This is a genomic window from Sphingomonas trueperi (genome assembly GCF_011927635.1).
In the GTDB taxonomy this organism is placed as follows: Bacteria; Pseudomonadota; Alphaproteobacteria; order Sphingomonadales; family Sphingomonadaceae; genus Sphingomonas; species Sphingomonas trueperi.
In genome coordinates, this window is sequence record NZ_JAATJB010000001.1 from 175,394 (window position 1) to 197,599 (window position 22,206).

19 protein-coding genes are annotated in these 22,206 nt (G+C 68.9%); 6 read left to right on the forward strand and 13 right to left on the reverse strand.

The features are described 5' to 3' along the window. Positions 1-9: 9 nt before the first annotated feature. The gene (kdpA, locus tag GGR89_RS00855; protein ID WP_125975483.1) at positions 10-1,713 is read right to left on the reverse strand and encodes a potassium-transporting ATPase subunit KdpA; all 1,704 of its coding nucleotides are present in this window, start codon (positions 1,711-1,713) and stop codon (positions 10-12) included. A gap of 10 nt (positions 1,714-1,723) precedes the next feature. After that, positions 1,724-1,813, reverse strand: coding sequence for a K(+)-transporting ATPase subunit F (gene kdpF, locus GGR89_RS00860; protein WP_093295902.1), 90 nt, complete (start codon positions 1,811-1,813; stop codon positions 1,724-1,726). Positions 1,814-2,064: 251 nt separating this feature from the next. Between kdpF and GGR89_RS00865 the strand changes: the two genes are divergently transcribed. Together GGR89_RS00865 and GGR89_RS00870 are read left to right on the forward strand one after the other, a co-directional pair. After that, complete coding sequence (locus tag GGR89_RS00865) at positions 2,065-4,683, forward strand: sensor histidine kinase (protein ID WP_167712685.1); 2,619 nt, start codon at positions 2,065-2,067, stop codon at positions 4,681-4,683. A gap of 118 nt (positions 4,684-4,801) precedes the next feature. Then, on the forward strand, positions 4,802-5,467 hold the full coding sequence (locus GGR89_RS00870) for a Crp/Fnr family transcriptional regulator (RefSeq protein WP_164521858.1): 666 nt from the start codon (positions 4,802-4,804) through the stop codon (positions 5,465-5,467). On the opposite strand, the gene GGR89_RS00875 is transcribed toward GGR89_RS00870, so the two are convergent. The 3 genes from GGR89_RS00875 to GGR89_RS00885 are packed head-to-tail and all read right to left on the reverse strand — an operon-like array spanning position 5,457 to position 9,293. Beyond that, on the reverse strand, positions 5,457-7,043 hold the full coding sequence (locus GGR89_RS00875; protein ID WP_125975477.1) for a tetratricopeptide repeat-containing protein: 1,587 nt from the start codon (positions 7,041-7,043) through the stop codon (positions 5,457-5,459). The two genes, GGR89_RS00870 and GGR89_RS00875, sit on opposite strands and share 11 nt — an antisense overlap. A 43-nt stretch (positions 7,044-7,086) precedes the next feature. Then, positions 7,087-7,707, reverse strand: coding sequence for a nucleotide synthetase (locus tag GGR89_RS00880; protein WP_125975475.1), 621 nt, complete (start codon positions 7,705-7,707; stop codon positions 7,087-7,089). Next, positions 7,704-9,293: a TIR domain-containing protein gene (locus GGR89_RS00885; protein ID WP_167712687.1), complete on the reverse strand. Its 1,590-nt coding sequence runs from the start codon at positions 9,291-9,293 to the stop codon at positions 7,704-7,706. The genes GGR89_RS00880 and GGR89_RS00885 overlap by 4 nt, the downstream gene beginning before the upstream one ends. Positions 9,294-9,413: 120 nt before the next feature. Between GGR89_RS00885 and GGR89_RS00890 the strand changes: the two genes are divergently transcribed. Both GGR89_RS00890 and pdeM read left to right on the forward strand, forming a co-directional pair. After that, complete coding sequence (locus GGR89_RS00890; protein ID WP_125975471.1) at positions 9,414-10,820, forward strand: M20/M25/M40 family metallo-hydrolase; 1,407 nt, start codon at positions 9,414-9,416, stop codon at positions 10,818-10,820. Between the two features lie 41 nt (positions 10,821-10,861). Further along, positions 10,862-11,524: a ligase-associated DNA damage response endonuclease PdeM gene (gene pdeM, locus GGR89_RS00895; RefSeq protein ID WP_125975469.1), complete on the forward strand. Its 663-nt coding sequence runs from the start codon at positions 10,862-10,864 to the stop codon at positions 11,522-11,524. A gap of 59 nt (positions 11,525-11,583) precedes the next feature. Here pdeM and GGR89_RS00900 read toward each other — a convergent pair whose 3' ends face one another. Continuing rightward, on the reverse strand, positions 11,584-12,477 hold the full coding sequence (locus GGR89_RS00900) for an NAD(P)/FAD-dependent oxidoreductase (protein ID WP_125975467.1): 894 nt from the start codon (positions 12,475-12,477) through the stop codon (positions 11,584-11,586). Between the two features lie 104 nt (positions 12,478-12,581). Between GGR89_RS00900 and GGR89_RS00905 the strand changes: the two genes are divergently transcribed. Continuing rightward, positions 12,582-13,034: an RrF2 family transcriptional regulator gene (locus GGR89_RS00905; RefSeq protein WP_125975588.1), complete on the forward strand. Its 453-nt coding sequence runs from the start codon at positions 12,582-12,584 to the stop codon at positions 13,032-13,034. Between the two features lie 16 nt (positions 13,035-13,050). On the opposite strand, the gene GGR89_RS00910 is transcribed toward GGR89_RS00905, so the two are convergent. The 5 genes from GGR89_RS00910 to GGR89_RS00930 form a co-directional block, all read right to left on the reverse strand. Beyond that, positions 13,051-13,776, reverse strand: a complete 726-nt coding sequence (locus tag GGR89_RS00910; protein WP_125975465.1) for a head GIN domain-containing protein — start codon at positions 13,774-13,776, stop codon at positions 13,051-13,053. Between the two features lie 116 nt (positions 13,777-13,892). After that, positions 13,893-14,426, reverse strand: coding sequence for a CarD family transcriptional regulator (locus GGR89_RS00915; protein ID WP_066722729.1), 534 nt, complete (start codon positions 14,424-14,426; stop codon positions 13,893-13,895). Positions 14,427-14,683: 257 nt separating this feature from the next. Next, positions 14,684-15,022 (reverse strand): ferredoxin FdxA, encoded by a 339-nt coding sequence (gene fdxA, locus GGR89_RS00920; RefSeq protein ID WP_066722732.1) that lies wholly within the window; start codon positions 15,020-15,022, stop codon positions 14,684-14,686. 67 nt (positions 15,023-15,089) lie between these two features. Next, positions 15,090-15,401, reverse strand: a complete 312-nt coding sequence (locus GGR89_RS00925; RefSeq protein WP_125975463.1) for an RNA-binding S4 domain-containing protein — start codon at positions 15,399-15,401, stop codon at positions 15,090-15,092. After that, positions 15,394-17,871 carry a helicase-related protein gene (locus tag GGR89_RS00930; RefSeq protein WP_167712689.1) on the reverse strand — a complete coding sequence of 826 codons (2,478 nt, stop codon included), beginning with the start codon at positions 17,869-17,871 and terminating at the stop codon, positions 15,394-15,396. Before GGR89_RS00930 ends, GGR89_RS00925 begins: the two co-directional genes overlap by 8 nt. 236 nt (positions 17,872-18,107) lie before the next feature. On the opposite strand from GGR89_RS00930, the gene GGR89_RS00935 reads away from it, so the two are divergent. Further along, positions 18,108-19,586, forward strand: coding sequence for a M23 family metallopeptidase (locus tag GGR89_RS00935; protein ID WP_125975459.1), 1,479 nt, complete (start codon positions 18,108-18,110; stop codon positions 19,584-19,586). A 144-nt stretch (positions 19,587-19,730) separates the two neighbouring features. Here the strand turns inward: GGR89_RS00935 and GGR89_RS00940 are convergent, their stop codons facing one another. Together GGR89_RS00940 and GGR89_RS00945 are read right to left on the reverse strand one after the other, a co-directional pair. Continuing rightward, complete coding sequence (locus GGR89_RS00940) at positions 19,731-21,407, reverse strand: ATP-binding protein (RefSeq protein ID WP_126002369.1); 1,677 nt, start codon at positions 21,405-21,407, stop codon at positions 19,731-19,733. 64 nt (positions 21,408-21,471) lie between these two features. Next, on the reverse strand, positions 21,472-22,194 hold the full coding sequence (locus tag GGR89_RS00945) for a TIGR02186 family protein (protein WP_125975586.1): 723 nt from the start codon (positions 22,192-22,194) through the stop codon (positions 21,472-21,474). Positions 22,195-22,206: the final 12 nt, after the last annotated feature.

A 22,206-nucleotide genomic window follows, 5' to 3' on the forward strand; every position in this document is an offset into this window, starting at 1 on the left:
GTCTTGTCCTCAGAAGAGCTGGCCGCGCAGCAGCGTGACGTGATCGGCGATCGGCCCCAGCGCCAGGCTCGGCAGGAAGGTGAGCCCGCCCAGGATCAGGATGATGCCGACGAGCAGCCCCACCCACAGCACGCCGGTGGTCGGGAAGGCGCCGACGCCGCCGGCGACCTGCTTCTTGGCGGCGAGGCTACCGGCGATCGCCAGCACCGGCACGATCACGAAGAAGCGGCCGAGCCACATCGCGATGCCGAGCATGGCGTTGTAGAAGGGCGTGTTCGCCGAGAGGCCGGCAAAGGCCGAGCCGTTGTTGCCGGTCGTGGACGTGAAGGCGTAGAGGATCTCCGAAAAGCCGTGCGGGCCGTTGTTGGCGATGCCCGCAAGGCCCGCCGGCAGCACCGAGGCGAGCGCAGCGCCGCCGAGGATGCAGAGCGGCAGCACGGCGACGGCGAGCACCGCCAGCTTCACTTCGCGCGCCTCGATCTTCTTGCCGACATATTCGGGGGTACGCCCCACCATCAGCCCGGCGACGAACACCGCGAGGATGGCGAACAGCAAGAAGCCATAGATGCCCGCACCCACGCCGCCGACGACGATCTCGCCGAGCTGGATGTTGAACAGGGGGATCAGGCCGCCCAGCGCGGTGAAGCTGTCGTGTATCGCGTTGACCGCGCCGCACGACGCGGCCGTGGTGACGACTGCGAACAGCGAGCTGGCGACGATGCCGAAGCGCGTCTCCTTGCCCTCCATGTTCGCGCCGGCGACATGGAGCGCATGCAGTGCCGGGTTGCCGGCCGATTCCGCCGCATAGGTCACCGCGACGCCGCCGAGGAACAGCACCGCCATCGCGGCGAGGATCGCCCAGCCCTGGCGGGTGTCGCCCACCGCCTTGCCAAAGGTCCAGGTGAGGCCGACGCCGACGAGGAAGATCGACAGCATCTGTACCAGATTGGTCAGCGCGCTCGGGTTCTCGAACGGGTGCGCCGAGTTGGCGTTGAAGAAGCCGCCCCCATTGGTGCCGAGCATCTTGATCGCTTCCTGGCTGGCGACCGGGCCCAGCACGATCGTCTGGCGCGCGCCCTCCAGCGTGGTCGCGTCGATACTGCTGGCCAGCGTCTGCGGCACGCCGCACGCCACCAGGAACAGCGCATAGACGAGGCAGATCGGCAGCAGCAGGTAGAGCGTCACGCGGGTGAAGTCGGCCCAGAAATTGCCGATCCCGCGCGCTTCCTTGCGGGCGAAACCGCGGAACAGCGCGAAGGCGATGGCGATGCCGGTCGCCGCAGACGTGAAGTTGTGGACCGCCAGCCCCAGCGCCTGCGACAGGTTGGAGAGCGTCGATTCGCCCGCATAGCCCTGCCAGTTGGTGTTGGTGGCGAAGCTGATCGCGGTGTTGAACGCGCCGTCCGCGCCCATGCCGGCAAGCCCCCGCGGGTTCCACGGCAGTACCGCCTGGAGGCGCAGCACCGCATAGGTGAGCAGCGCGAGCGCGAGGTTGAACAGGATCAGGTGCAGCGCATAGGCGCGCCAGCCCTGCTCGGCATTGGGATCGATGCCGCCGATGCGGTAAATGCCGCGCTCGACGGGGCCGAGTACGCGGTGAAGCGGGGTGCGGCGGCCTTCGTAGAGCGCGAAGAGCCACAGGCCCATCGGCTTGGCAGCGGCCACGAGGATGGCGACGAACAGGGCGATGAAGCCCCAGCCTTGGAGTGTCATGCGGCCCTCCTCAGAAACGCTCGGGCCGCAGCAGCACCGCGACCAGGTAGAGGAGCAGCGCGAGTGCGGTCGCGCCGGCGAGCATCAGGTGCAGGCCCATCGCTCAGGCCTTCACGCACAGCTGGACGAAGGCCAGCGTCAGCAGGAAAAGCCCGCCGAGCGCGGCGAGCCAGAGAATGTCGGACATGGGGTTGGCCCTTGTTTGCGCCGCCGGGTGGCAGCCTTGCGGGCGATCTAGGGCTGGTGGCCGTTAAGCTTCGACGGCGAAAGCCGGGGACCGGCATTAAGATTCCATATAGTCGGACGGTGGGGCGTGGCGCCGGGGCCGCGGGCGCACTACCAAGAGCGGCGATGAACGACCGCCCCAATCCCGATGCGCTGCTGCGCGAAGCCCGGCGTGAGGCGCGCGGGCGGCTGAAGATCTTCCTCGGCGCGGCCCCGGGCGTCGGCAAGACCTTCGAGATGCTGCGCAAGGGCGCCGAGCGGCTGCACGCCGGCACCGACGTGGTGGTCGGCGTGGTCGAGACGCATGGCCGCGCCGAGACCGAGGCGCTGGTCGCGCCCTTCGAGGTCCTGCCCCGCAAGGCGGTCGAGCATCAGAGCCACCGCCTGGACGAAATGGATCTCGACGCGATCCTCGCCCGCCGCCCGGCGTTGGTGCTGGTCGACGAGCTCGCCCACACCAACGCCCCCGGCTGTCGCCATCCCAAGCGCTGGCAGGACGTGGAGGAGCTGCGCGACGCCGGCATCTACGTCTATACCACGCTCAACGTCCAGCATGTCGAGAGCCTCAACGACGTGGTGGCGAGCGTGACCCGGGTGCGGGTGCGCGAGACCGTGCCCGACGCGATCTTCGACGATGCCGAGATCGAGCTGGTCGACCTGCCGCCCGACGAGCTGATCGACCGGCTGAAGGAAGGCAAGGTCTATGTGCCCGCCGAGGCCAGCCGCGCACTGGCGCACTTTTTCTCCAAAGCCAATCTTTCGGCGCTGCGCGAAATGGCGCTGCGCCGTGCGGCGCTCAGCGTCGACCGAGCGATGCTCGACCATCTCGATGCGCTCGCCGTCCCCGGCACCTTCGCGGCGGGCGAGCGCGTGCTGGTGGCGGTCAGCGAATTGCCCGGCGGCGACGGGCTGGTCCGCGCGGGCAAACGGCTTTCCGACGCGTTGAAAGCCCCTTGGCAGGTGGTGTTCATCGAGACACCGCGCGCCGAACGCTTCCGCCCCGAGCAGCGCCACCGCGTCGCCGAGACGCTGCAACTGGCGACCAGCCTCGGCGCCACCGTCGCCATCGTGCCCGCCGCCACCGTGATCGACGGGCTGCGCACCCATCTCGCGGGCATGCGCGCGACGCAACTGGTGATCGGCCGCTCGCGCCGCAGCTGGTGGTTCGAACTGCGCCACGGCTCGGTGGTCGAATCGATGCTGCGCGCCAGCCAGGGCGTGGCGGTCCACGTCCTGCCCTCGACCGAGGAGCGGGTGCGTGAGCGGCGCCCCGCCGCCCTGCCCGCGCTCGGCCGCTGGCAGGAGCATCTGCTCGGCGCGCTTGCCGTCGCGCTGACGGTAATCCTCGGCCGGTTGACGCTGCCGCTGATCGGCGCGGGCGGCACCGACCTGCTGTTCCTGCTGCCGGTGATCCTGATCGCCTTCCGCTCGGGCTTCGGACCGGGCGTGTCGACCGCAATGATCGGCGGGCTCGCCTACAACTTCTTCTTCCTGCCGCCGCTCTACACCTTCACCATCGGCGAGCCGCAGAGCGTGCTCACCTTCTTCGTGCTGACCGGCATCGCAATGTTCACCGCCAACCTCACCGGAAGGCTGCGGACGCGGGCGACGCTCGGCACGCGCAGCGCGCAGGAGAATGCCGCCATTGCCGCCTTCGGCCAGGCACTCGCCCGCGCCTCGGACACCGAATCCACCAGCCGCGTCGTCTGCGAGGAGATCGCCCGGCTGCTCGACGTTTCGGTGCTGCTGCTGATCCGACGCGCCGGCGCGCTGACGCGGATCGCCAGCTGCCCGGAGGACGCGCCGCCGATGGGTGCGGTCGACCATGCCGCCGCCGAATGGGCGTGGAGCAGCGGCGAGGCGGGCGGGGTCGGCACCGGCACGCTGATCGCTGCCGACTGGCAGTTTCACCCCCTGCGCACCAGTCTGGGCGTGCTCGCGGTGATCGGCCTAGCCGCGCCCGATGGCCGCGAGCCGATCACCCCCGATCGCGCGCTGCTGCTCTCCACCCTGCTCGGCCAGGCCGCGCTGGCGCATGAGCGGCTACGGCTGGAGCAGGACGTCCGCGAAGTCTCGGTGCTGCGCGAGCGCGACCGGTTGCGCGCGGCCTTGCTCTCCTCGATCGGCCATGATCTGCGCACGCCGCTCACCTCGGTGGCAGCCGCAGTGGATGCGCTCGCCCATGCCCATCCCGACGAGCCGGCGACCGCCATCGCCCGCGCCGAAGTCGCCCGGCTGCGGCGCTTCCTCGACAACCTCATCGACATGGTGCGGATCGACGCCGGCGCTGTGGCGCTCAGCCTCGAGCCGATCGACCTCACCGACGCCGCGGCCGCCGCCGTCCACGACCTGCGCGACGTGCTGGCCGGACGCGAACTGGTGCTGCGCGTGCCGCCCGATCTGCCGCTGGTCCGCGCCGACCCGCGGCTGCTCCACCACATCCTGCTCAACCTGCTCTCCAACGCCGCGGTGCATGGCGGCGAGGGCCCGATCGAGATCCTCGGCGAGCGCCGCCCCGATGCGGTGCGGCTGGCGGTGCGCGACCATGGCCCGGGCCTCCCCCCCGGCGAGGAAGCGACGATCTTCGAAACCTTCGCGCGCGGCACCGGCAGCGACCGGGCGGGCGGCAGCGGGCTGGGGCTCGCCATCGCCAAGGGTTTTGCCGGGGCGATGTCCGCGCCGATCCGGGCGATGGATGCCGAGGGCGGCGGCGCGCTGTTCGCGATCGATCTCCAGCCGGTCTGAACCGACGCGCGAATATAGGATAAAACATCCAAATCCGACTCCGTCCCTCCGGATCGGACTTGCCATGCCGCGCTGCAGCCAACATGGTGGCGACGCAGTTTTACATCGAACGCAGGGCGTGGGGGCAAGCGAGATCGACCTGGCGACGCGGTTCGCCCAACTCTTCGCGTGCAGCGAAGCGGTCGCGGCCGAGCTGGCCGGGGCAGCGATGCTCCGTCGCTGCCCCCAAGGTGCCACCGTCGTGCATCAGGGCGAGCGGCTGGGCCGCGTGCTGGTGCTGCTCGAAGGCCATGTCCGCGCCGCGATGGTGACGCTGGACGGCCGCGTGCTCCAGATCGCCGAGCATCACCCCGGCGACATCTTCGGCGGCGTCGATCCCGGCCGCGAACAGGCGAGCGACTGCACCGCCACCATGGCCAGCCAGATCGCGAGCTTCGCCACCGCCGACTTCTACGCGCTGGCCGAGCGTCATGCCTGTGTCGGCCTCGTCCTCGCGAAGACGATGGTGCGCCAGTTCGGCGCGCTCAGCCAATTGGTCTCGGCGCGGCTGACGCTTTCCGCCAACGGCCGCGTCCATGCCGAGCTGCTGCGCCTGGCCCGCGCGCAGGACGGGCGCTGGATCCGCCCGCTGCCGGTGCTGTCCGACCTGGCGCTGCGCGTCCAGACCGCGCGCGAGACCGTCTCCCGCGCAGTCTCCGCGCTCGAGCGGCGCGGCATCGTCCAGCGGCACGAGGACGGGCTGGAGATCGTCGCCCCCGCCCGCCTCGAAGCGCTTATCGTCTGAACCGCGGCTTGAGCGCGTAGACGGTCGTCGGCGCCTGGCCGACCAGGGCCATCTCCCCCACCAGCTCGGCCCGCCCCGCATCGGCCTCGCACGCGGCGAGGCTGGCGGCGAAGGCTTCGCTGGCGAAGGTGGCACCCGCCGTGGTTACTCCCAGCAGGCGTTCGGCGAGATCGAAGGCGCCGCCCAGCAGCACCGGCGCACCGGTCACCGGATCGTCGATCGCGGTGGCGAGGCCGATATGCAGCGCCTGGCGGAACGGACCGCTCGCGCCCAGTGTCGCCGACAGCCGCACCGCCGCGGCATAGGCCTGGCTGGTGCCCTCAAACGCGATCAGCAGCCGCCGCGCCGTCCAGCGGATGGCGAGCGTGGGCGTGTGGCACAGTGCCTGGCGCAGCGCCGGCAGGCGCCCGGCGACATCGCGGTCGAGCGCGGCGAAATCCTCGCCTTCGTCGCCGAGCAGGTCGAGTGCGAGCACCGAGATCACCTGCGGCGCGGTGCGATCGGCGCCCTGGGGCCCCGAGGGCGCGCGCAGCGGCAGCAGATGCTGGCGCCGCCCCGCCTTGCGCCACAGCCCGCCGGCATGCGCGCTCTGGCCGACCTCGTCGACCGAGGCGGGGCCGAGCAGTAGCTGCACCGCTTCGGACTGGAGCAGCCCGGCATGCATCGCCGCGCGACCCATCGCGACGAGATCGGCGAGCCGAACCGAGGGCATGAACGCCGCCGGGCTCGCCTCGCCCATTTCCTGGACGCTGGCGGCCTCGGCCAGCGCCGCCTCGAAGCGCGTCACCCAGCCTTCGCCATGCGGGCGTACCGAACGATCGACGAACGCCGCGACGTCGCCGGGGAGCACCACGTGGAGTTCGGCACCGCGCGCGATCAGCCGCTCGGCGATCAGCAGGTCGGCGCCCGCGGCGAGCGCGCCATAGCCGAAGCCCACCCGTTCCTGCGCCAGCAGCGCATCGATCGAATCGGAAAGCGCCGCCACGTCCTCGGGCAGGCGCATATGGCCGGCGAAATGGAGGCTGCGCGGGGGGCGATAGGCATCGAGCCATGCCGCCGGTGCGCCCTGCTCGGCGAGGATCACGCCGAACTGGCGCAGCGTCGAGGCATGGTCCTCCCACGCGAGCGGCGCCGCGCCGATCGCGCGGGCGAGCACGGTCTCTGCGGCGTCGCGGTCGCCGGCGAGCAGCAGCGCCTCGGCCTCGGTCGCGCCGAGCCAATAGGGGGTTTCGTCGGGAACGCCGGCCTGGAGCAGTTCCTGCACATCGGCGGCGAGCGCCCGGCTGCCCGCCGTGTCGCCGGCGATCAGCGCGAGCGTCGCCGCGTTGATCAGGGGATAGGGGGCCGGCGCCAGCTGCGCCGCCGCGCTATAGGCGGCGGCGGCTTCGCGGGCATGCTGCCGCCGGGCCTCGCCGGCGAGCAGCAGCGCCTCGTCCTTGAGGAGCCTGCCGCGCAGGCTGAGCACGGCGGGATCGTCCGCGACGCGGTCATAGCCCGCGTCGCGAAACATCCGCCAGGCGAGATCGAGCGCACCGGCACGCGCCTGGGCCGTTATCGCTAGCACACTCGACGTCATCCTACCCGGCATACTCCCCTAACACGTTGCAGCGAAGCCTCGTTCAATCGTTGCTGTCGGGCTCCTGCGGCTTCGGGTCCTTCGGCGGAAGATGGCCACCCTGATTTTCCACTTCTGGATCGATGATCGTCGGCATGCGCATATCTCCCTGCAAAAAGTCCACGTACAGATTGAGTCCTTCGCACGTCTTACGGTGCTGCGGATCGGTTACGTACTCGACGAAGAACCCGACGGCGGCGATCCTGCCGTTGTTATCGAGCAGCGGAAAGGCCCGGCGATACTTGCCGTCCGGATATTCGTGCTTCGTGCTGACATACAGGCTGTTGGGCGTATATTCCCAGAAATCGCCGATCAGCTTGAAGATGACGCAGCAAGGCTCGCGGACGACGATATCGAGCGGCGTTGGCGGAGGAGTGGTCGGGCCGACAAGGATAGGCGTAATGTTTGGCGGCGCGGCCACGAAGTCGCGGACGATCTTGGTAAAGTCATCCGTCTCGGTCACTTGCTTTCCGTTGCCAAAGCGATCGACATCCTCATATCCTTCAATATGAAAATTCAAATCGCTCAGCGGATAACCACCCTTACTGCTAGCGAATATTTGATATCGCTTGACTAGTTTAATATATGATGGTGGCAAAATTGATAAAGGATACTTACCATTCATTTAGCACGCCTTTCCATTTTAATAAGAGCCTCGTCCATCTCCTTCAATCTATCCGCGAGTTCTTGATTTTTCGTATCCAACTCCGTCAATTTACGGAGGTCCGCAACGGCCTTACGCATTTGGCGCACCGCTGTTGAAAAGTTGCCCCGTCGGTATTCCACTTCAGCCAAAGCACGTTCAACCCAAATCAGCATGCGCTGAGTGCGAACATTACGTGATTCCCGGGAGTAAAGGCGCTCAAGCAACTCGACCTGCTTACGCCGTAGCGCTAACACGGCATCCAAATCGCCGACGACGATATATGCATCTGACAGCCACCCTTGTCGGTTGGCGACTTCACGCCAGCGCTGGTCCGAATTTGGCTCGCGCCGCGCTAACGTTTCGGCCGCACGAAGGGCTTCCCCGCACAACGCCACTGTTCGATCTGCCGTGTGCTGTTCCATTCGCAATGCACATAGATTGGTAGCAGAATAGGATATTTCTTCTGCGCTGCGCGCATCGGCGGGATCAATTGCCATCAACCGATGCGCCAGCGCGGCATAGGCCTCGAAATGCGGCTCGGTCGCCGCCAGTTCTCCCGCCTTAAAGTGCAGCAAGCCCAGATAGAATTCGCTCTGCGCATGCGCGAACACGATGTCGTACTGATTCGGCTCCCGCTCGATCAGCGCGTGGGTGATGCGATTGGCCTGGAGGAAGGCGGCGCGGGCGCGGGCGGTTTCCTTGGCCTCCATCGCATCCTCGCCCATCGTCATGATCGCGCGGGCGCGGCGGGCGAGGACGTCGGGGGGCAGCGTCGCCAGATCCTGCTCGCCATAATAGCGCAGCGCGCGCGCATTGGCTTCCCGAAGCACGTCGAGCCGGCCAACCTCTTTCAGCCGGCCCCGCAGGTCGGTCAGCATGAATTCCACCAGCCCCTCCGCCTGGGCACGCCGAGCCTCCGCCTCCCCGCGGGCCCGCACGGCCAGGATCGTCAATCCGGCCATGGCTAGCAGCAAAAGAATCGCGAGCGCCGTGACGGCCGTCACGCGCCGCACCCGCGCCTGCGCATCGCGCTGCACCAGCGCGTCGAGCGGCACCCCCACCGCGCCGGCGACCAGCTTGAGCAGCGCCAGCCGCTTGCCGTCGCGCCCCTCGCGGAAATCGGCGGCGAGCGGCTCGGTCTCCGCGCCGTCGGCGGTGCGCCGCAGCGGCAGCGGCAGCGCCTCGGCGGGCTCGCCCTGGAACAGCGCGGCGAGCACCGGGCGATCGGGATGGAGTTCGCGGAACAGCGCGATCTCGCGCGCCACCCATTGCGAGGCGGCGCCCGCTGGGGTGCAGACGACGATCAGGCAGGCGGACTCAGCCAGCGCCGCGCGCACCTCGGCGCTCAGGTCGCTGGCGGCGGAGAGCTCGTCGAGATCGCGGAAGATCCGCCCCAGCCGCCGCGGCACAGGCCCGAACGCGGCCTCGCGCCCGACCAGCTTGGCGGGGATGCGATAGCGCTCCAGCGCACGGTGCAGCCAGCGCGCCCGGGCACGATCGGCATGGTTGTAGCTGATGAACGCGCCGTACCCCGCGCTCGTCCCCGGTTCGCTTATCGTTGTCACGCGGTCCCTTCCCCGTCCCGCGACTATCTCAGAGCGCCAGGGGAGCGGCAACCCTTTCGAGACACCCCCGCCCCTCCGGCGGGGTTGCGGGCGGGCACGGCGCGGCATAGCTGGAGGCCCATGACCGACTCCGTTCTTGCGATCGCCGATGCGCAGCTCGATTCCAGCGTCGAGCGCCTCGCCGCGCTGATGCGCGTGCGCTCCATCTCCACCGATCCGGCCTATGCCGCCGACTGCCGCCGCGCCGCCGAGCAGCTCGCCGCCGAACTGGCGGAGCTCGGCTTCCAGGCGCGCGTCGCGGAGACGCCGGGGCACCCGATGGTGGTCGCGCACCATGACGGCGACGGGCCGCATGTGCTGTTCTACGGCCATTACGACGTCCAGCCGGTCGACCCGATCGAGCTGTGGACGCGCGACCCGTTCGATCCGTGGATCGACACCCGCGCGGACGGATCGAAGACGATCGTCGGCCGCGGCGCCTCGGACGACAAGGGCCAGCTGCGCACCTTCGTCGAGGCGTGCCGTGCCTGGAAGGAGGCCGAGGGCCGCCTGCCCTGCCGCGTCACCATCCTGTTCGAGGGCGAGGAAGAATCGGGCTCGACCAGCCTGGAGCCCTTCCTCCACGCCCATGCCGAGGAGCTGAAGGCCGATTTCGCGCTGATTTGCGACACGCTGATGTGGGACCGCGACACCCCCGGCATCACCATCGGCCTGCGCGGCATGGCCGCCGGCCAGGTGACGGTGCGCGGGCCCTCGCGCGACCTGCATTCGGGCCTCTATGGCGGCGCGGCGCGCAACCCGCTCCAGCTGCTCGCCGGCATCCTCGGCGAGATGAAGGACGCCGACGGCCGGGTGACGCTCGACGGCTTCTATGACGGCGTGCCCGATACCGACCCGACCGTGCTGGAGAGCTGGAACAAGCTCGGCTTCGACGCGGGCGAATTCCTCGGCGAGATCGGCCTGCGCGTGCCCGCCGGCGAGTCCGGCAAGACCGTGCTCGAACAGGTCTGGTCGCGCCCGACTGCCGAGATCAACGGCATGTGGGGCGGCTATACCGGCGAGGGCTTCAAGACGGTGATCCCGGCCGAAGCGCATGCCAAGGTGAGCTTCCGCCTGGTCGGCACCCAGGATCCGGACCAGGTGTGGGAGGCGTTCCAGGCCCATGTCCGCGCCCGCCTGCCCGAGGATTGCTCGGCCGAGTTCGTAACGCGCGGCCCCGGCAGCTTCGCGATCAGCCTGGCGAGCGACAGCGGCCCGCTGGCGGCCACGCAGGGTGCGCTCGATGCCGAATGGGGCAAATCCGCGCTGCTCGGCTGCGGCGGCTCGATCCCGGTGGTCAACTCGATCCGCTCGATCCTGGGGATGGACAGCGTGATGGTCGGCTTCGCGCTGCCCGATGACAATATCCACTCGCCCAACGAGAAGTACGAACTGAAGAGCTTCCACAAGGGCATCCGCTCCTGGGTGCGCATCCTGGGAGCGCTGGGCGAGACTGCCGCAGCCGAGCGCGCGACGGTAGCCGCCTGACAAGCATTGACGCCGGCGAACGGACGCGGGATAGCAGCACCATGGTTCCCCTTTCGTTCGCCGGCCATGACTTTCGCGCGCTGCCCGAGGGCGCCCTCTACTGGCCAGCGCGGCGGGCGCTGCTCGTCGCCGACCTGCATTTCGAAAAGGCGAGCTGGTTCGCCCTCGGCGGCCAGATGCTGCCGCCCTATGACACGCTGGCGACACTATCTGCACTGACCGCGCTGGTCGAGCGGGTGGCCCCGATCGAGCTCTGGTGCCTGGGCGACAGCTTCCATGACGTCGAAGGCTGCGAGCGGCTGCCCGCACAGGCCCGCGCGATGCTGACCGCGTTGACCGGCAGCCTCGCCTGGCACTGGATCACCGGCAACCATGATTCGGTGCTGGTCGATCATTGCGGCGGCGTGGTGCACGAGGAAGCCGAGGTGGACGGCCTGGTGCTGCGCCACGAAGCCGAAGTGGGCGAGCCGCGGCCGGAGCTGTCGGGCCACTTCCACCCCAAGCTCCGCCTGACCGTGCGCGGGCGCCATGTCGCGCGCCGCTGCTTCGTGGCGACCGGGACCAAGCTGATCCTGCCGGCCTTCGGCGCGCTCACCGGCGGGCTGGACGCGGGCCATCCGGAAATCGTGCGCGCCGTGGGTCCGGGCGCCGAGGCGCTGATCGCGACCGAGCGCAAGCTGCTGCGCTTCCCGCTGGCGGCATGACTCGGTCCCTGCCCTCCTCCTGGAAGGGCATTGGCAGGAGTATCCCAGCCGCAGCGCCCTCAGGAGCGCATCAGCGATTGATGCGCGCCCACCCCGGCAAGCACCCCCGAGGCAGCGGCGAGGGTGGCATTGTGCATCGGGCTGGTCGCATCGCCCGCGGCATAAACTCCCTCCACGCTGGTGGCACCCCAGGCATCCACCGTCAGGAACGGACCGCTTGGCCCTTCTTCCATCACGCAGCCGAGCTCCGAAGCGATCGCACTGGTCGGGTGCGTTCGAGGCGCCGTGAAGACCGCCTCCATCGGTAAGACCCGCCCGTCCTCGAGCTGCACGCCGGCGAGCGCGGGCGCGTCGCCCAGCAGCGCGACGACGGGGCTGCGCTCGATCGAAACCCCGCGCCGGGCGAGCAGCGCCGCCTGCTCCGCATCCGGTTCGTACATGCCCTGGGTGAAGAAGGTCGCCGGCCCCCAGTCCGGAATCAGCGCCGCCTGATGCGCGGACATGGGGTGGTTGGCGATGATGCCCAGGGGGCGATCGCGCACCTCATAGCCGTGGCAATAGGGGCAATGGAGAACGGTAGCGCCCCACCGCTCGGCCATGCCGGGAAGCTCCGGCAACGTATCCGTCACCCCGGTGGCCAGAACGAGACGCTTCGCGCGGCGATCGCTGCCGTTCGCCAGAGGCACCACGAAGCCGCCGGCAAGCTTCTCGGCACGCAGCGCCTCGGCCTGCACGATCTCGGCGGTGGGATAGGCGAGCAGCTGGCGCGCCGCTTCCTGCAGAATCGCGTGGGGAGCCCTGCCATCCTGGCACAGAAATCCGTGCGAGGCGTCGGCAAAGCGATTGCGAGGCGTGCCTGCGTCGATCAGCAGCACGTCTTGCCGCGCCCGTGCCAACTGCAACGCGGCCGCATGGCCTGCAAAGCTGCCCCCGATGACGATGACGTCGTACATTCTCTAAACCTCGAATCATGAAACATCGAGAGTTACGTTACTGGGCGATGGCAGGTTTGCAACTCGAAAAGTGTCGTGATACTTCCGGACGAGGAGGTCGCCGCTTGCAACTGGACGGAAGATTGTCGCGCATGCTCCACCTCCTGATCCACCTGGATCGGGCGGAAGGACCGATGACGTCGGAAGCCGCAGCAGCCATGCTCGGCACCAATGCGGTGGTGGTCCGCCGGACGCTCGCGGGGCTCCGCGAGGCCGGCATCGTGCGCTCGACCAAGGGGCATGCTGGCGGCTGGACGCTTTCCAGACCGCTCGACGATCTTCGCATGCTCGATGTCTATAAGGCGTTGGGCGAGCCCCGCATCTTCGCGATCGGGCTTGCGGACCCTGCCCCCCAGTGCCTGGTCGAGCAGGCGGTCAACGCCTCGATGTCGGAGGCGCTGCACCGCGCGGAACGGCTGTTGGTGGAGCAGCTCTCGACGATTACGCTTGGCGATATTGCCGCCGACTTCGATCGGCGCCTGCGCGGCCATTTGGAAGGCCGCGCCGAGCACGCCTAGGCGGGAACGCGCGTCCTTACGAGCACTTCACGTTTCCCGAACCCATCTTGCTCACCTCGCACTTGGCGCCGCCGCGCAGCTCGACATCACCCGAGCCGAGGATAGAGACCGACGCGTGGCCGGGCACGTTCGCGCGCACGCTGCCGGAGCCGGCGATCGAGATGTCGGCGCTGCCCGCGGTGAACTGCTGCCCCTGGAGGTCGCCGGAGCCCGCGACCGACACATCCATCTTGTCCGCACGCCCCGCGAGCGTGATGTTGCCCGAACCGGCGATCGACAGCGACGCCGATTGCGCCGCTACCGAGACGAGGCGCAGGTCGCCCGAGCCGGCCACCACGCCGTCAAACGCACCCTCGGCGCGATCGACCAGCATCGTGCCGGACCCCGCCACCGTGGCGTCGGTCAGTCGTGGCAGTACGACATGGATCTTGGCCCCGCCGCTCTTGTCCCAGAACATGCCGGCCTTGGTCTTGCGCCCGACGTTCAGCGTCTTGTCGTCGAGCCGGATGTCGAGCTGGTCGAGCACGGCCGGATCGCCCTCCGCCGTAACCGAAAAGGCGGCGCCGGTACGGACGTCGACATCGTCCGAGCTCTTGAGCGCCACACCGGTAAACCCCGTCGCGGCGAAGCTGCGGCTTGTGCCCGTGCCACTGGCCTCGATCTTGGTGCCCTTGTTGTCGCCCCAGCTGGAATGGCAGGCAGTGGCAAAGGGCAGCAGCGCTAGGGCGAGCAACGGACGCATGTGGAACCTCCCGGATCGTGTATTGCCCACACAATACACGATCCGGGCGTAACGAAAAGGGGGCGCGAGCCCGTGGCTCCGCCCCCTTTTGATCCGACCCTTCGGCTTCCGCGCCGTCAGGCGGGAACCTTGTCCTTGTTGTGGATCGCCGCGGCCTTGCGCAGGATGTCCAGGATCTTTTCCAGCGCCGCCGGCTCGTCGATCTCTTCCATCGCCGCCAGTTCGCGGGCGAGGCGGCTGGCCGCGCCCTCGAAGATCTGGCGCTCGGAATAGCTCTGCTCGGGCTGGTCGTCGGCACGGAACAGGTCGCGGACCACTTCGGCGATCGACACGAGGTCGCCCGAGTTGATCTTGGCTTCATATTCCTGGGCGCGACGCGACCACATGGTGCGCTTGACCTTGGGCTTGCCCTTCAGCGTGTCGAGCGCTTCGCGAAGCGTCTTGTCGCTGGAAAGCTTGCGCATGCCCACGCTCTCGGCCTTGTTGGTCGGCACGCGGAGCGTCATCTTCTCTTTTTCGAAACGCAGGACGTAAAGCTCGAGCTGCATGCCTGCAATTTCCTGCTTCTGCAGCTCGATCACACGGCCCACGCCGTGCTTGGGGTAAACGACATAATCGCCGACATCGAAGGACAGCGCCTTGGCAGCCATGTGCGAGGAACCTTTCGTGAATTACCGGCCCCGGTTGGAGTGTGGATCCCGCCCAAGCGCGCAAGGCGCGGCGGACGAGGGAACACGGGGCATACGCTAGCGTCTCCGGGCGAAGGCGAGTCCTTGCCTTCGTCGGGCGCTATTTAACACGCTCGTAATAAAATTACCAGTGAAAGGTCATGCAAAAGGCGCATAATTCCATGCGCGCTGCACCATTTCGGGCCCATCGCGGGAGGGCGGCAGGCGCCGCCCGGGGATCAGTCGCCCGAGCCGGGATTCGGCGAGAAATATTTGTCGAACTTGTCGGTCTCGGCCTTCATCGCATCGGCATCGGCCGGGGCCTCCCCCTTGGTGGTGATGTTCGGCCACTGCTCCGAATAGGTGCGGTTGAGCTCCAGCCACTTTTCCAGGCCGTTCTCGGTATCGGGCAGGATCGCCTCGGCCGGGCATTCCGGCTCGCACACGCCGCAATCGATGCATTCGCTGGGGTTGATGACGAGCATGTTCTCGCCCTCGTAGAAACAGTCCACCGGACAGACCTCGACACAGTCCATGTACTTGCACCGGATGCATGCGTCGGTGACGACATAGGTCATTGGGGAAACGGTCCTTGGTTGCGAACGATCAATGCGGGGGCCCTGCTATGCGCGCCGGGCGCGCACGTCAATCATCGGACAGAGGCTGAACGCCCCGATCGGTGACGAGATCCTCGTAGCACAGCCGCGCCTCGCCCGGCGGCCCACGCCGGATCGGCAGCGCCTCGATGCGGAGCACGCGCACCTTGCCCTGGATCGGGAAGGCGAGAATCGAGCCCACCCGCACCGAAACCGCCGAACGCTCGATCCGGCGGCCGTCGATCCGCAGCAGGCCTTTCTCGCACAAGGCCTGCGCGGCACTGCGCGTCTTCACGATCCGCGCATACCAGAGGAAGCGATCGACCCGCATCGCCGGCCCATGCCCCGAAGGCTCAGCCATTGCGGAGCGCCGCCAGCGCCGCGAAGGCATTGCCGGGCACCACCACCGGCTTGGGCTTGGCGAGCGGGGTGAGGCCCTGCCAGATCCAGCGCTGCGGCGCATCGGCATCGCCGCGCGCGGTGCGAAAGCCGAGCTGCGCCATCAGCCGTGCGATCGTCTCCGGCTTGAGGCCGATCGAGGTGGCGAGCGCCGGATCGGGCGCGAAGGGCTTGCGGCCCTGCCGCGCCTCGTGCGCCGCACGCGCGATGCGCTCGACCACGTCAACCCGAACCGCCTGCGCGCCGAAGGGGCGGAAGCCATGGATGAGCTCCGCACCCTGCGCATCGCGCGGCAACACCACGGCGGCATCGGGCGGGCCCTCAGCCAACCCCATCAGCGCGCGGCGCCGGGCGGCGGCGCGGGGCTTGAGCAGCGACGGCGCGAACACGTCCAGCGTGCCGATCGTCATGCCGATCTTGCGGAGGCGATGGCGCGCGGGCCCGTCGAGCGCTTCGAGCATTGACCCGGCTGCACGCCGCGGCAGCAGCCCGCCTTGCTCGAGCAGTGCATTGGCCAGCGCGCGCAGGGGTGCCCCCGCCGCTTCCTCGCGGGTGATCGCGTCGAGCTTGGCGAGCACCGGCAGATCGGCGGCGATCCGCTCGGCGAACCAGCGCTCCAGCCGCGCCTGCACGGCAACCTTCGTCTGCGGATCGAGTATGTCGAGCGCGCGATCGAGCTGCACGCGCGGGCGCACCAGGTTTGCGCCGGGCTTGAGCAGCGCGACGTCATGCCCGCGCCAGTGGATCGCGGTGCCGACCTGCGCCAGCTCCGCATCGGGCGCCTCGGCGAGCGACGCACCGCGCCGGCGATATTCGCCCGCCAGCCTTTTCTCGGCGGCGGCGAGCAGCATCCGCTTGTCCCCGGCGCGTGCCTCGGCGGCGACGGTGAAGCGGAAGCCCTGCAGCGTGCCGAGCGGATGGTCCTCGACGCGCACCTCGCCCTCGGGCCCGATCGTCACCGGCAGGTTCGAGGCATCGGCACCAATCTGCCGCAGCAGCACCGTGGTGCGCTTGTCGACGAAACGCTGGGTGAGGCTGGCGTGGAGCGCGTCGGAGAGCTTTTCCTCGATCGCACGCGTGCGCTCGGCCCAATGCGCGGGCTGCTCCAGCCAGTCGGCGCGGTGGGCGATATAGGCCCAGCTGCGCGCCGCGGCGATGCGCCCGGCCAGCGTCTCGACATCGCCGCCCATATTGTCGAGCCGCTGGATCTCGTCGGCGAACCATTGGTGCGGCACATGCCCGCGCCCCTCGGACAGATGCCCGAACAGCCTTCCTACGAAGCGTGCATGCGGATCGACGCCGAGCTTGCGGAAATCGGGCAGCCCGCAGGCCGCCCAGAGCCGCGCGACCATCCGCGGATGGCGCACCCGATCGCGGACCCAGCTTTCCTCGGCCAGCCGCTTGAGCACGGCGAGGTCGGTCGCCTGGGGCGCGGCGCGCAGCACCTCGGCCTCGGGCTTGCGCTCGAGGCTGCCGATGAGCGCGTCGATGCTGTCGAAATCTGGCTCGCCTTCGCGCCAGTAGAGATGTTCGAGCCTGGGCACCTGGTGCCCTTCGATCGCCAGCACTTCCTCGGGGGTGAAGGCGCTCGGCCCCTCCGCGTGCAGCGCGCCGAAGGTGCCGTCCTTCTGGTGGCGGCCGGCGCGGCCGGCGATCTGCGCCATCTCGGCGATGGTCAGCCGGCGCTGGCGCCGCCCGTCGAACTTGTGGAGCGAGGCGAAGGCGACATGGTGCACGTCCATGTTGAGCCCCATGCCGATCGCGTCGGTGGCGACGAGATAATCGACCTCGCCCGCTTGGAACATCGCTACCTGCGCGTTGCGGGTGCGGGGGCTGAGCGCGCCCATCACCACCGCCGCGCCGCCGCGCAGCCGCCGAAGCGCCTCGGCCACGGCATAGACCTCCTCGGCCGAGAAGGCGACGATCGCCGAGCGGCGCGGCAGGCGCGAGAGCTTCTTCGCCCCGGCATAGCTGAGCGTCGAGAAGCGCGGCCGGCCGACGATCTCCGCCTCGGGCACCAGCGCCTTGAGCATCGGCCGCAGGCTGTCCGAGCCGAGAATCATGGTCTCCTCGCGGCCTCGGGCGCGCAGCAACCGGTCGGTGAAGACATGCCCGCGCTCCGGATCGGCGCCGAGCTGCGCCTCGTCGAGCGCGACGAACGCGGTCTCCCGCTCCAGCGGCATGCTCTCGGCCGTGCAGCAGAACCAGCGCGCCTTGGGCGGCAGGATCTTCTCCTCGCCGGTGATCAGCGCGACCTCGGTCGGCCCCTTCATCCGGACGACCCGGTCGTACACCTCGCGCGCCAGCAGCCGCAGCGGGAAGCCGATCATGCCGCTGGCATGACCGCACATCCGCTCGACGGCGAGGTGGGTCTTGCCGGTGTTGGTGGGCCCCAGCACTGCCGTGACGGGCGAACGGGAGAACTGGCTCATGTCGACATCCAAGATCGGCGCCCGCGCGGCATTAGGCAACTCCTTGCCGCCGCTTTTCCACGACTTCGTGACGGTTGCGCCCGACTCGGCCATTTCGCCGCGCGCGCTGCACGGGTCGGCGCGTACGGTGTCACCGGGTGGCAAACTTAATTTGACTTTAAGACCGTGATTCCAGAGTGAATCGATGGACGCGCCGCTTCTTGCCGCGCGCAATCGGGTCTTAGGGGCAGCACGGCTTGTTCTTTCGCGACGATCATGGCTCGGGCCTAGCCGGTGGCGGCGGTGGCCTGGCGCGCGCGATCCCAGCCGTCGTCCCTACCCGGATCGGCCAGCGGCTGGCGATGCTCGACCTGGTACCCGATCTCGGCGCCGACATCGGCTCGCGAACCTGGTTCCGCGGCGCTGCCACCTGCGCAGCCCTCTGTGCCGCTACCTGGATGCTGTCGCCCGGCTTCGACCGGCCGATCACGGGCATCGTCCCCGCCCCGCTGACCGGCGAAGCCGAACAGGCGCAGCAGGCGCAGGCGATCGCGCCGCTGGCCAAGGGATCGCGCACCGGGGTCCACGTCGCCGCCACCAGTCTGGTGAAGCCGCTCACCGACACCCCCGAACGCCCGATCATCGAACATGAGGCGCGGCTCGCCAGCGGCACGATGCTGCGCAGCGTGCTGCAGCGCTCGGGCGTGGGCGAGGCGGATGCCGGGATCGTCGCCAGCCTCGTCTCGGGCGCGATGCCGCTCGGCCAGATCCAGCGCAACACCGTGCTGGAGATGACGCTGGGCCGCCGCGCGGACACGTCGCAGCCGCGCCCGCTCGAAAAGCTCGCCTTCCGCGCCGCCTTCGATCGCCGCATCGAGGTGGTCCGCACCGGTGCCGCGCTCGCCATCAAGTCCATCCCGATCGCGATCGACCACACGCCGCTGCGCGTGCAGGGGCTGATCGGATCCAGCCTCTATCGCTCGGCGCGTGCCGCCGGCGCGCCGGCGAAGGCGGTGGAGACCTTCCTGCGCACGCTGGCGAGCCGGGTGTCGGTGTCGAAGCTGGGATCGTCGTGCAAGTTCGACCTGATCCTCGGCCAGGCGCGCGCGGCGACCGGGGAAGTCCAATATGGCCAGCTGATGTATGCCGGCGTCACCGGCTGCGCCAACGGTATCCAACTCGCTCCTTGGGAGAGCGACGGCAAGACCGAATGGTTCGACGCCAACGGCACCGGCAGCAAGACGGGCATGATGACCATGCCGGTCAACGGCCGCTTCTCCTCCGCCTTCGGCATGCGGATGCACCCGATCCTCGGCTTCACCCGGATGCACAAGGGCATCGACATCGCCGCGCCCTATGGCTCGCCGGTCTTCGCCGCGGTCGACGGGGTGGTGCGCGTGGCGGGGGGCGCGTCGGGCTATGGCAACCTCGTGCGAATCGACCATGGCGGCGGCTTCGCCACCGGCTATGCGCATCTGAGCAAGGTGATGGTCCGCCGCGGCCAGTCGGTGCGCAAGGGCCAGCAGATCGGCCGCAGCGGCAATTCCGGCCTGTCGACCGGGCCGCACCTGCACTTCGAGACCACCCGCAACGGGCAGGCGGTCAATCCGCGCGCGGTGTCGTTCACTTCTGTACGGCGCCTCGCGGGCGGTGCGCTGGGTGCCTTCAAGGCCAGGCTGCACGGCCTGATGGCGGTGCCCGTCGGCCACGGCGTCCAGAAGGACGCGGCGGAGTAAGCTACTCCGAGGACCATGAACCCCTCGTCATCCCCGCGGAGGCGGGGATCCATTTGCCGTTTCGCCGCAGCAAGAACCACACGGACTCGGCCAATGGATTCCCGCCTGCGCGGGAATGACGATGGTTGGGGCGGAACGAGTGCCTTACCGCCCCTGCGAACGCCAGCGGCGGATCGTCCGCTCGAGCATCGCCTCCTCGCCGCCGACTTCGCGCCACAGCTCCGAGAAGAGCGGATCGTCCGAGGCCGGGCGCTGGGCGGGATCGAGGTCGTCGAACAGCAGCCGCACCGGCGTCGCCACGCCCTCGCCCACCGCGATGCACTCGCGGTTGCGCAGCGCCGGAATCGCATCCAGGAAGCCGCGGGCCCCCTCCGGCATCGCCGCGCGGACAAAGGCCTGGTCGCGCTCGTTGTTGAGCCGCATCGACAGGATCGTGCCGCACTGGGAGAGCACGCCCTCGGCAAGGTCCGATGGCCGCTGCGTGATCAGCCCCAGCGACACGCCATATTTGCGCCCTTCCTTGGCGATGCGGCTGAGGATCCGCCCCACCGACGAACCATCGGCGTTGCGCTCGTTGGGCACATAGCGGTGCGCCTCCTCGCAGACGAGCAGCACCGGCCGCTTGGCCTCGCCGCGCGACCAGATCGCGTAGTCGAACACCATCCGGCTGAGCACCGCGACGACCACGCTCGTGATCTCGTTGGGCACCCCCGACACGTCGATGATCGAGATCGGCTTGCCGTCGCCCGGCAGTCGGAAGATCCGCGACAGAAACGCCGCCATCGTGTCCGCCACCAGCATGCCCGAGAACATGAAGGCGTAGCGCGGATCGCCCTTCACCTCGTCGATCTTGCTCTTCAGGCGGAGATAGGGCGCCGTATCGGTCGCCTTGTCCATCTTGCCCATTTCGAGCGTGAGCGCGTTGGTCAGGTCGGAAAGCAGATAGGGCACCGGCGCGTCGACCGTGAGCTTGCCGATCTCCTGCCCGATCCGGTTCTTCGAGCGCGCGGCGAGCAGGCACTTGGCGAGGATGTCGGCATCCACCTGGCGATCGCTGCCCTCGCTGGTCAGGAACACCTCGCAATGTTCCTCGAAGTTCATCAGCCAATAGGGGAGCTGCAGGTTCGAAACGTCGAACAGCGCGCCGTTGTGCTGGAAGGCGCTGCCATATTCGCCGTGCGGATCGATCATCACGACATGGCCCTGCGGCGCCAGCGCGCAGATCCGGTGCAAAATCAGCGCCGCGGACGTCGACTTGCCGGTACCGGTCGAGCCGAGCAGCGCGAAATGCTTGCCGAGCATCGCGTCGACATAGAGCGCGGCGCGGATGTCCTTGGTCGGGTAGACGGTCCCGACCTCGATATGGGGGCGCTCGTCGGCGGCATAGATCTGGCAGAGATCGGCGGTGGTGACCGGGAACACCTCGGCACCAGGCGTGGGATAACGGGTGACGCCGCGGCGGAAGCGGTAGAGCTTGCCCGTCAGCTTCTCCTCGTCGCCCTCGCCGAGAAAATCGATCGCGGCAGCGACGCGCGTGCCCGACGCATCGAGCAGCGCGGTGCGAATGCTGGCGATCAGCCAGGCGTTGCCGACACGGATCTTGACCTGCGCGCCGACCTGGCCGGCATTGGCAAGCGCGGCATCCTCACTGCGGGCGAGCGCATCCAGTTCGGCGAGGTCGAGCAGCACCTGGCTCGACGCGCCGGCGATCTCGAACACCGCGCCGATCGCGCGCACGGCACCGGGCACGCGCCCGGCGGAAAAGCCGCCGCCGCCCGTCGCTTCTCCCTCGAACCCGCCAACGCGAAACTGGCCTTCCATCGTGCATCCCCCAAAAAGGCGGAAGTAGCATGCGCAGGTCCGGGTAAATTTTGGGTGTGCGGCGTCAGAAGCGGCGCCAGAGCGCCCCCGCCCCCCAGCCGAACAGGAACGAGACGCCCACCGCAACCAGGCCATAGGCGACGGCGTTGCGATCGGCGCTGGTCGCGACGAAGCGCTCGAACCCCGATTTGCGGATCTCGATCGGCCGCACCGCCGCCGCCAGCACGCGGCCGTCGCGGATCAGGAAGGTTTCGGCAGTGAAGCGCCCCACCGGCACGCGCGCCGGGATGGTGAGCCGCGCGCGGTACAGCACGCCACCGGTGATCTCCACCGCGCCGGGTGCCTCGTAGAACAGCCCGTTGCGCCGCTTGAGGTCGACCAAGCCGCTGTCGAAGCGCTGCTGGATCTGCGGCGTGGCGCCCGAGGCGGGAGAAAGCTGCAGGCTGTCCAGCCCCAGCTCGTAGATCGCCCGCGTCCGCTCGTCGACGAGCTGGCGGATCGGCCGCGACGACGCCATGGCGTAAAAGCTCGGCGCCGAGCGGTAGTGCATCTGCGCGGCGTTGACCCAGATGCCGGCGACCTTCGACTTTTCGCGGACCACCACCGATTCGGTCGGTCCCTTGATCACAACGACGATATCCGCCGGCCGCTCGCCCTCGCCTGGCGCGCGGCCGCCGGGATAGAGGATCGCGCCGAACAGCAGCAGCTCGGCGCCGGTAAAGCTGTAGGCGATCTCGATGTCGCGCTGCGAGACGTCGGGCACCAGCTCGGGCTTGGCCTGCCCCATCAACAGGGGGGC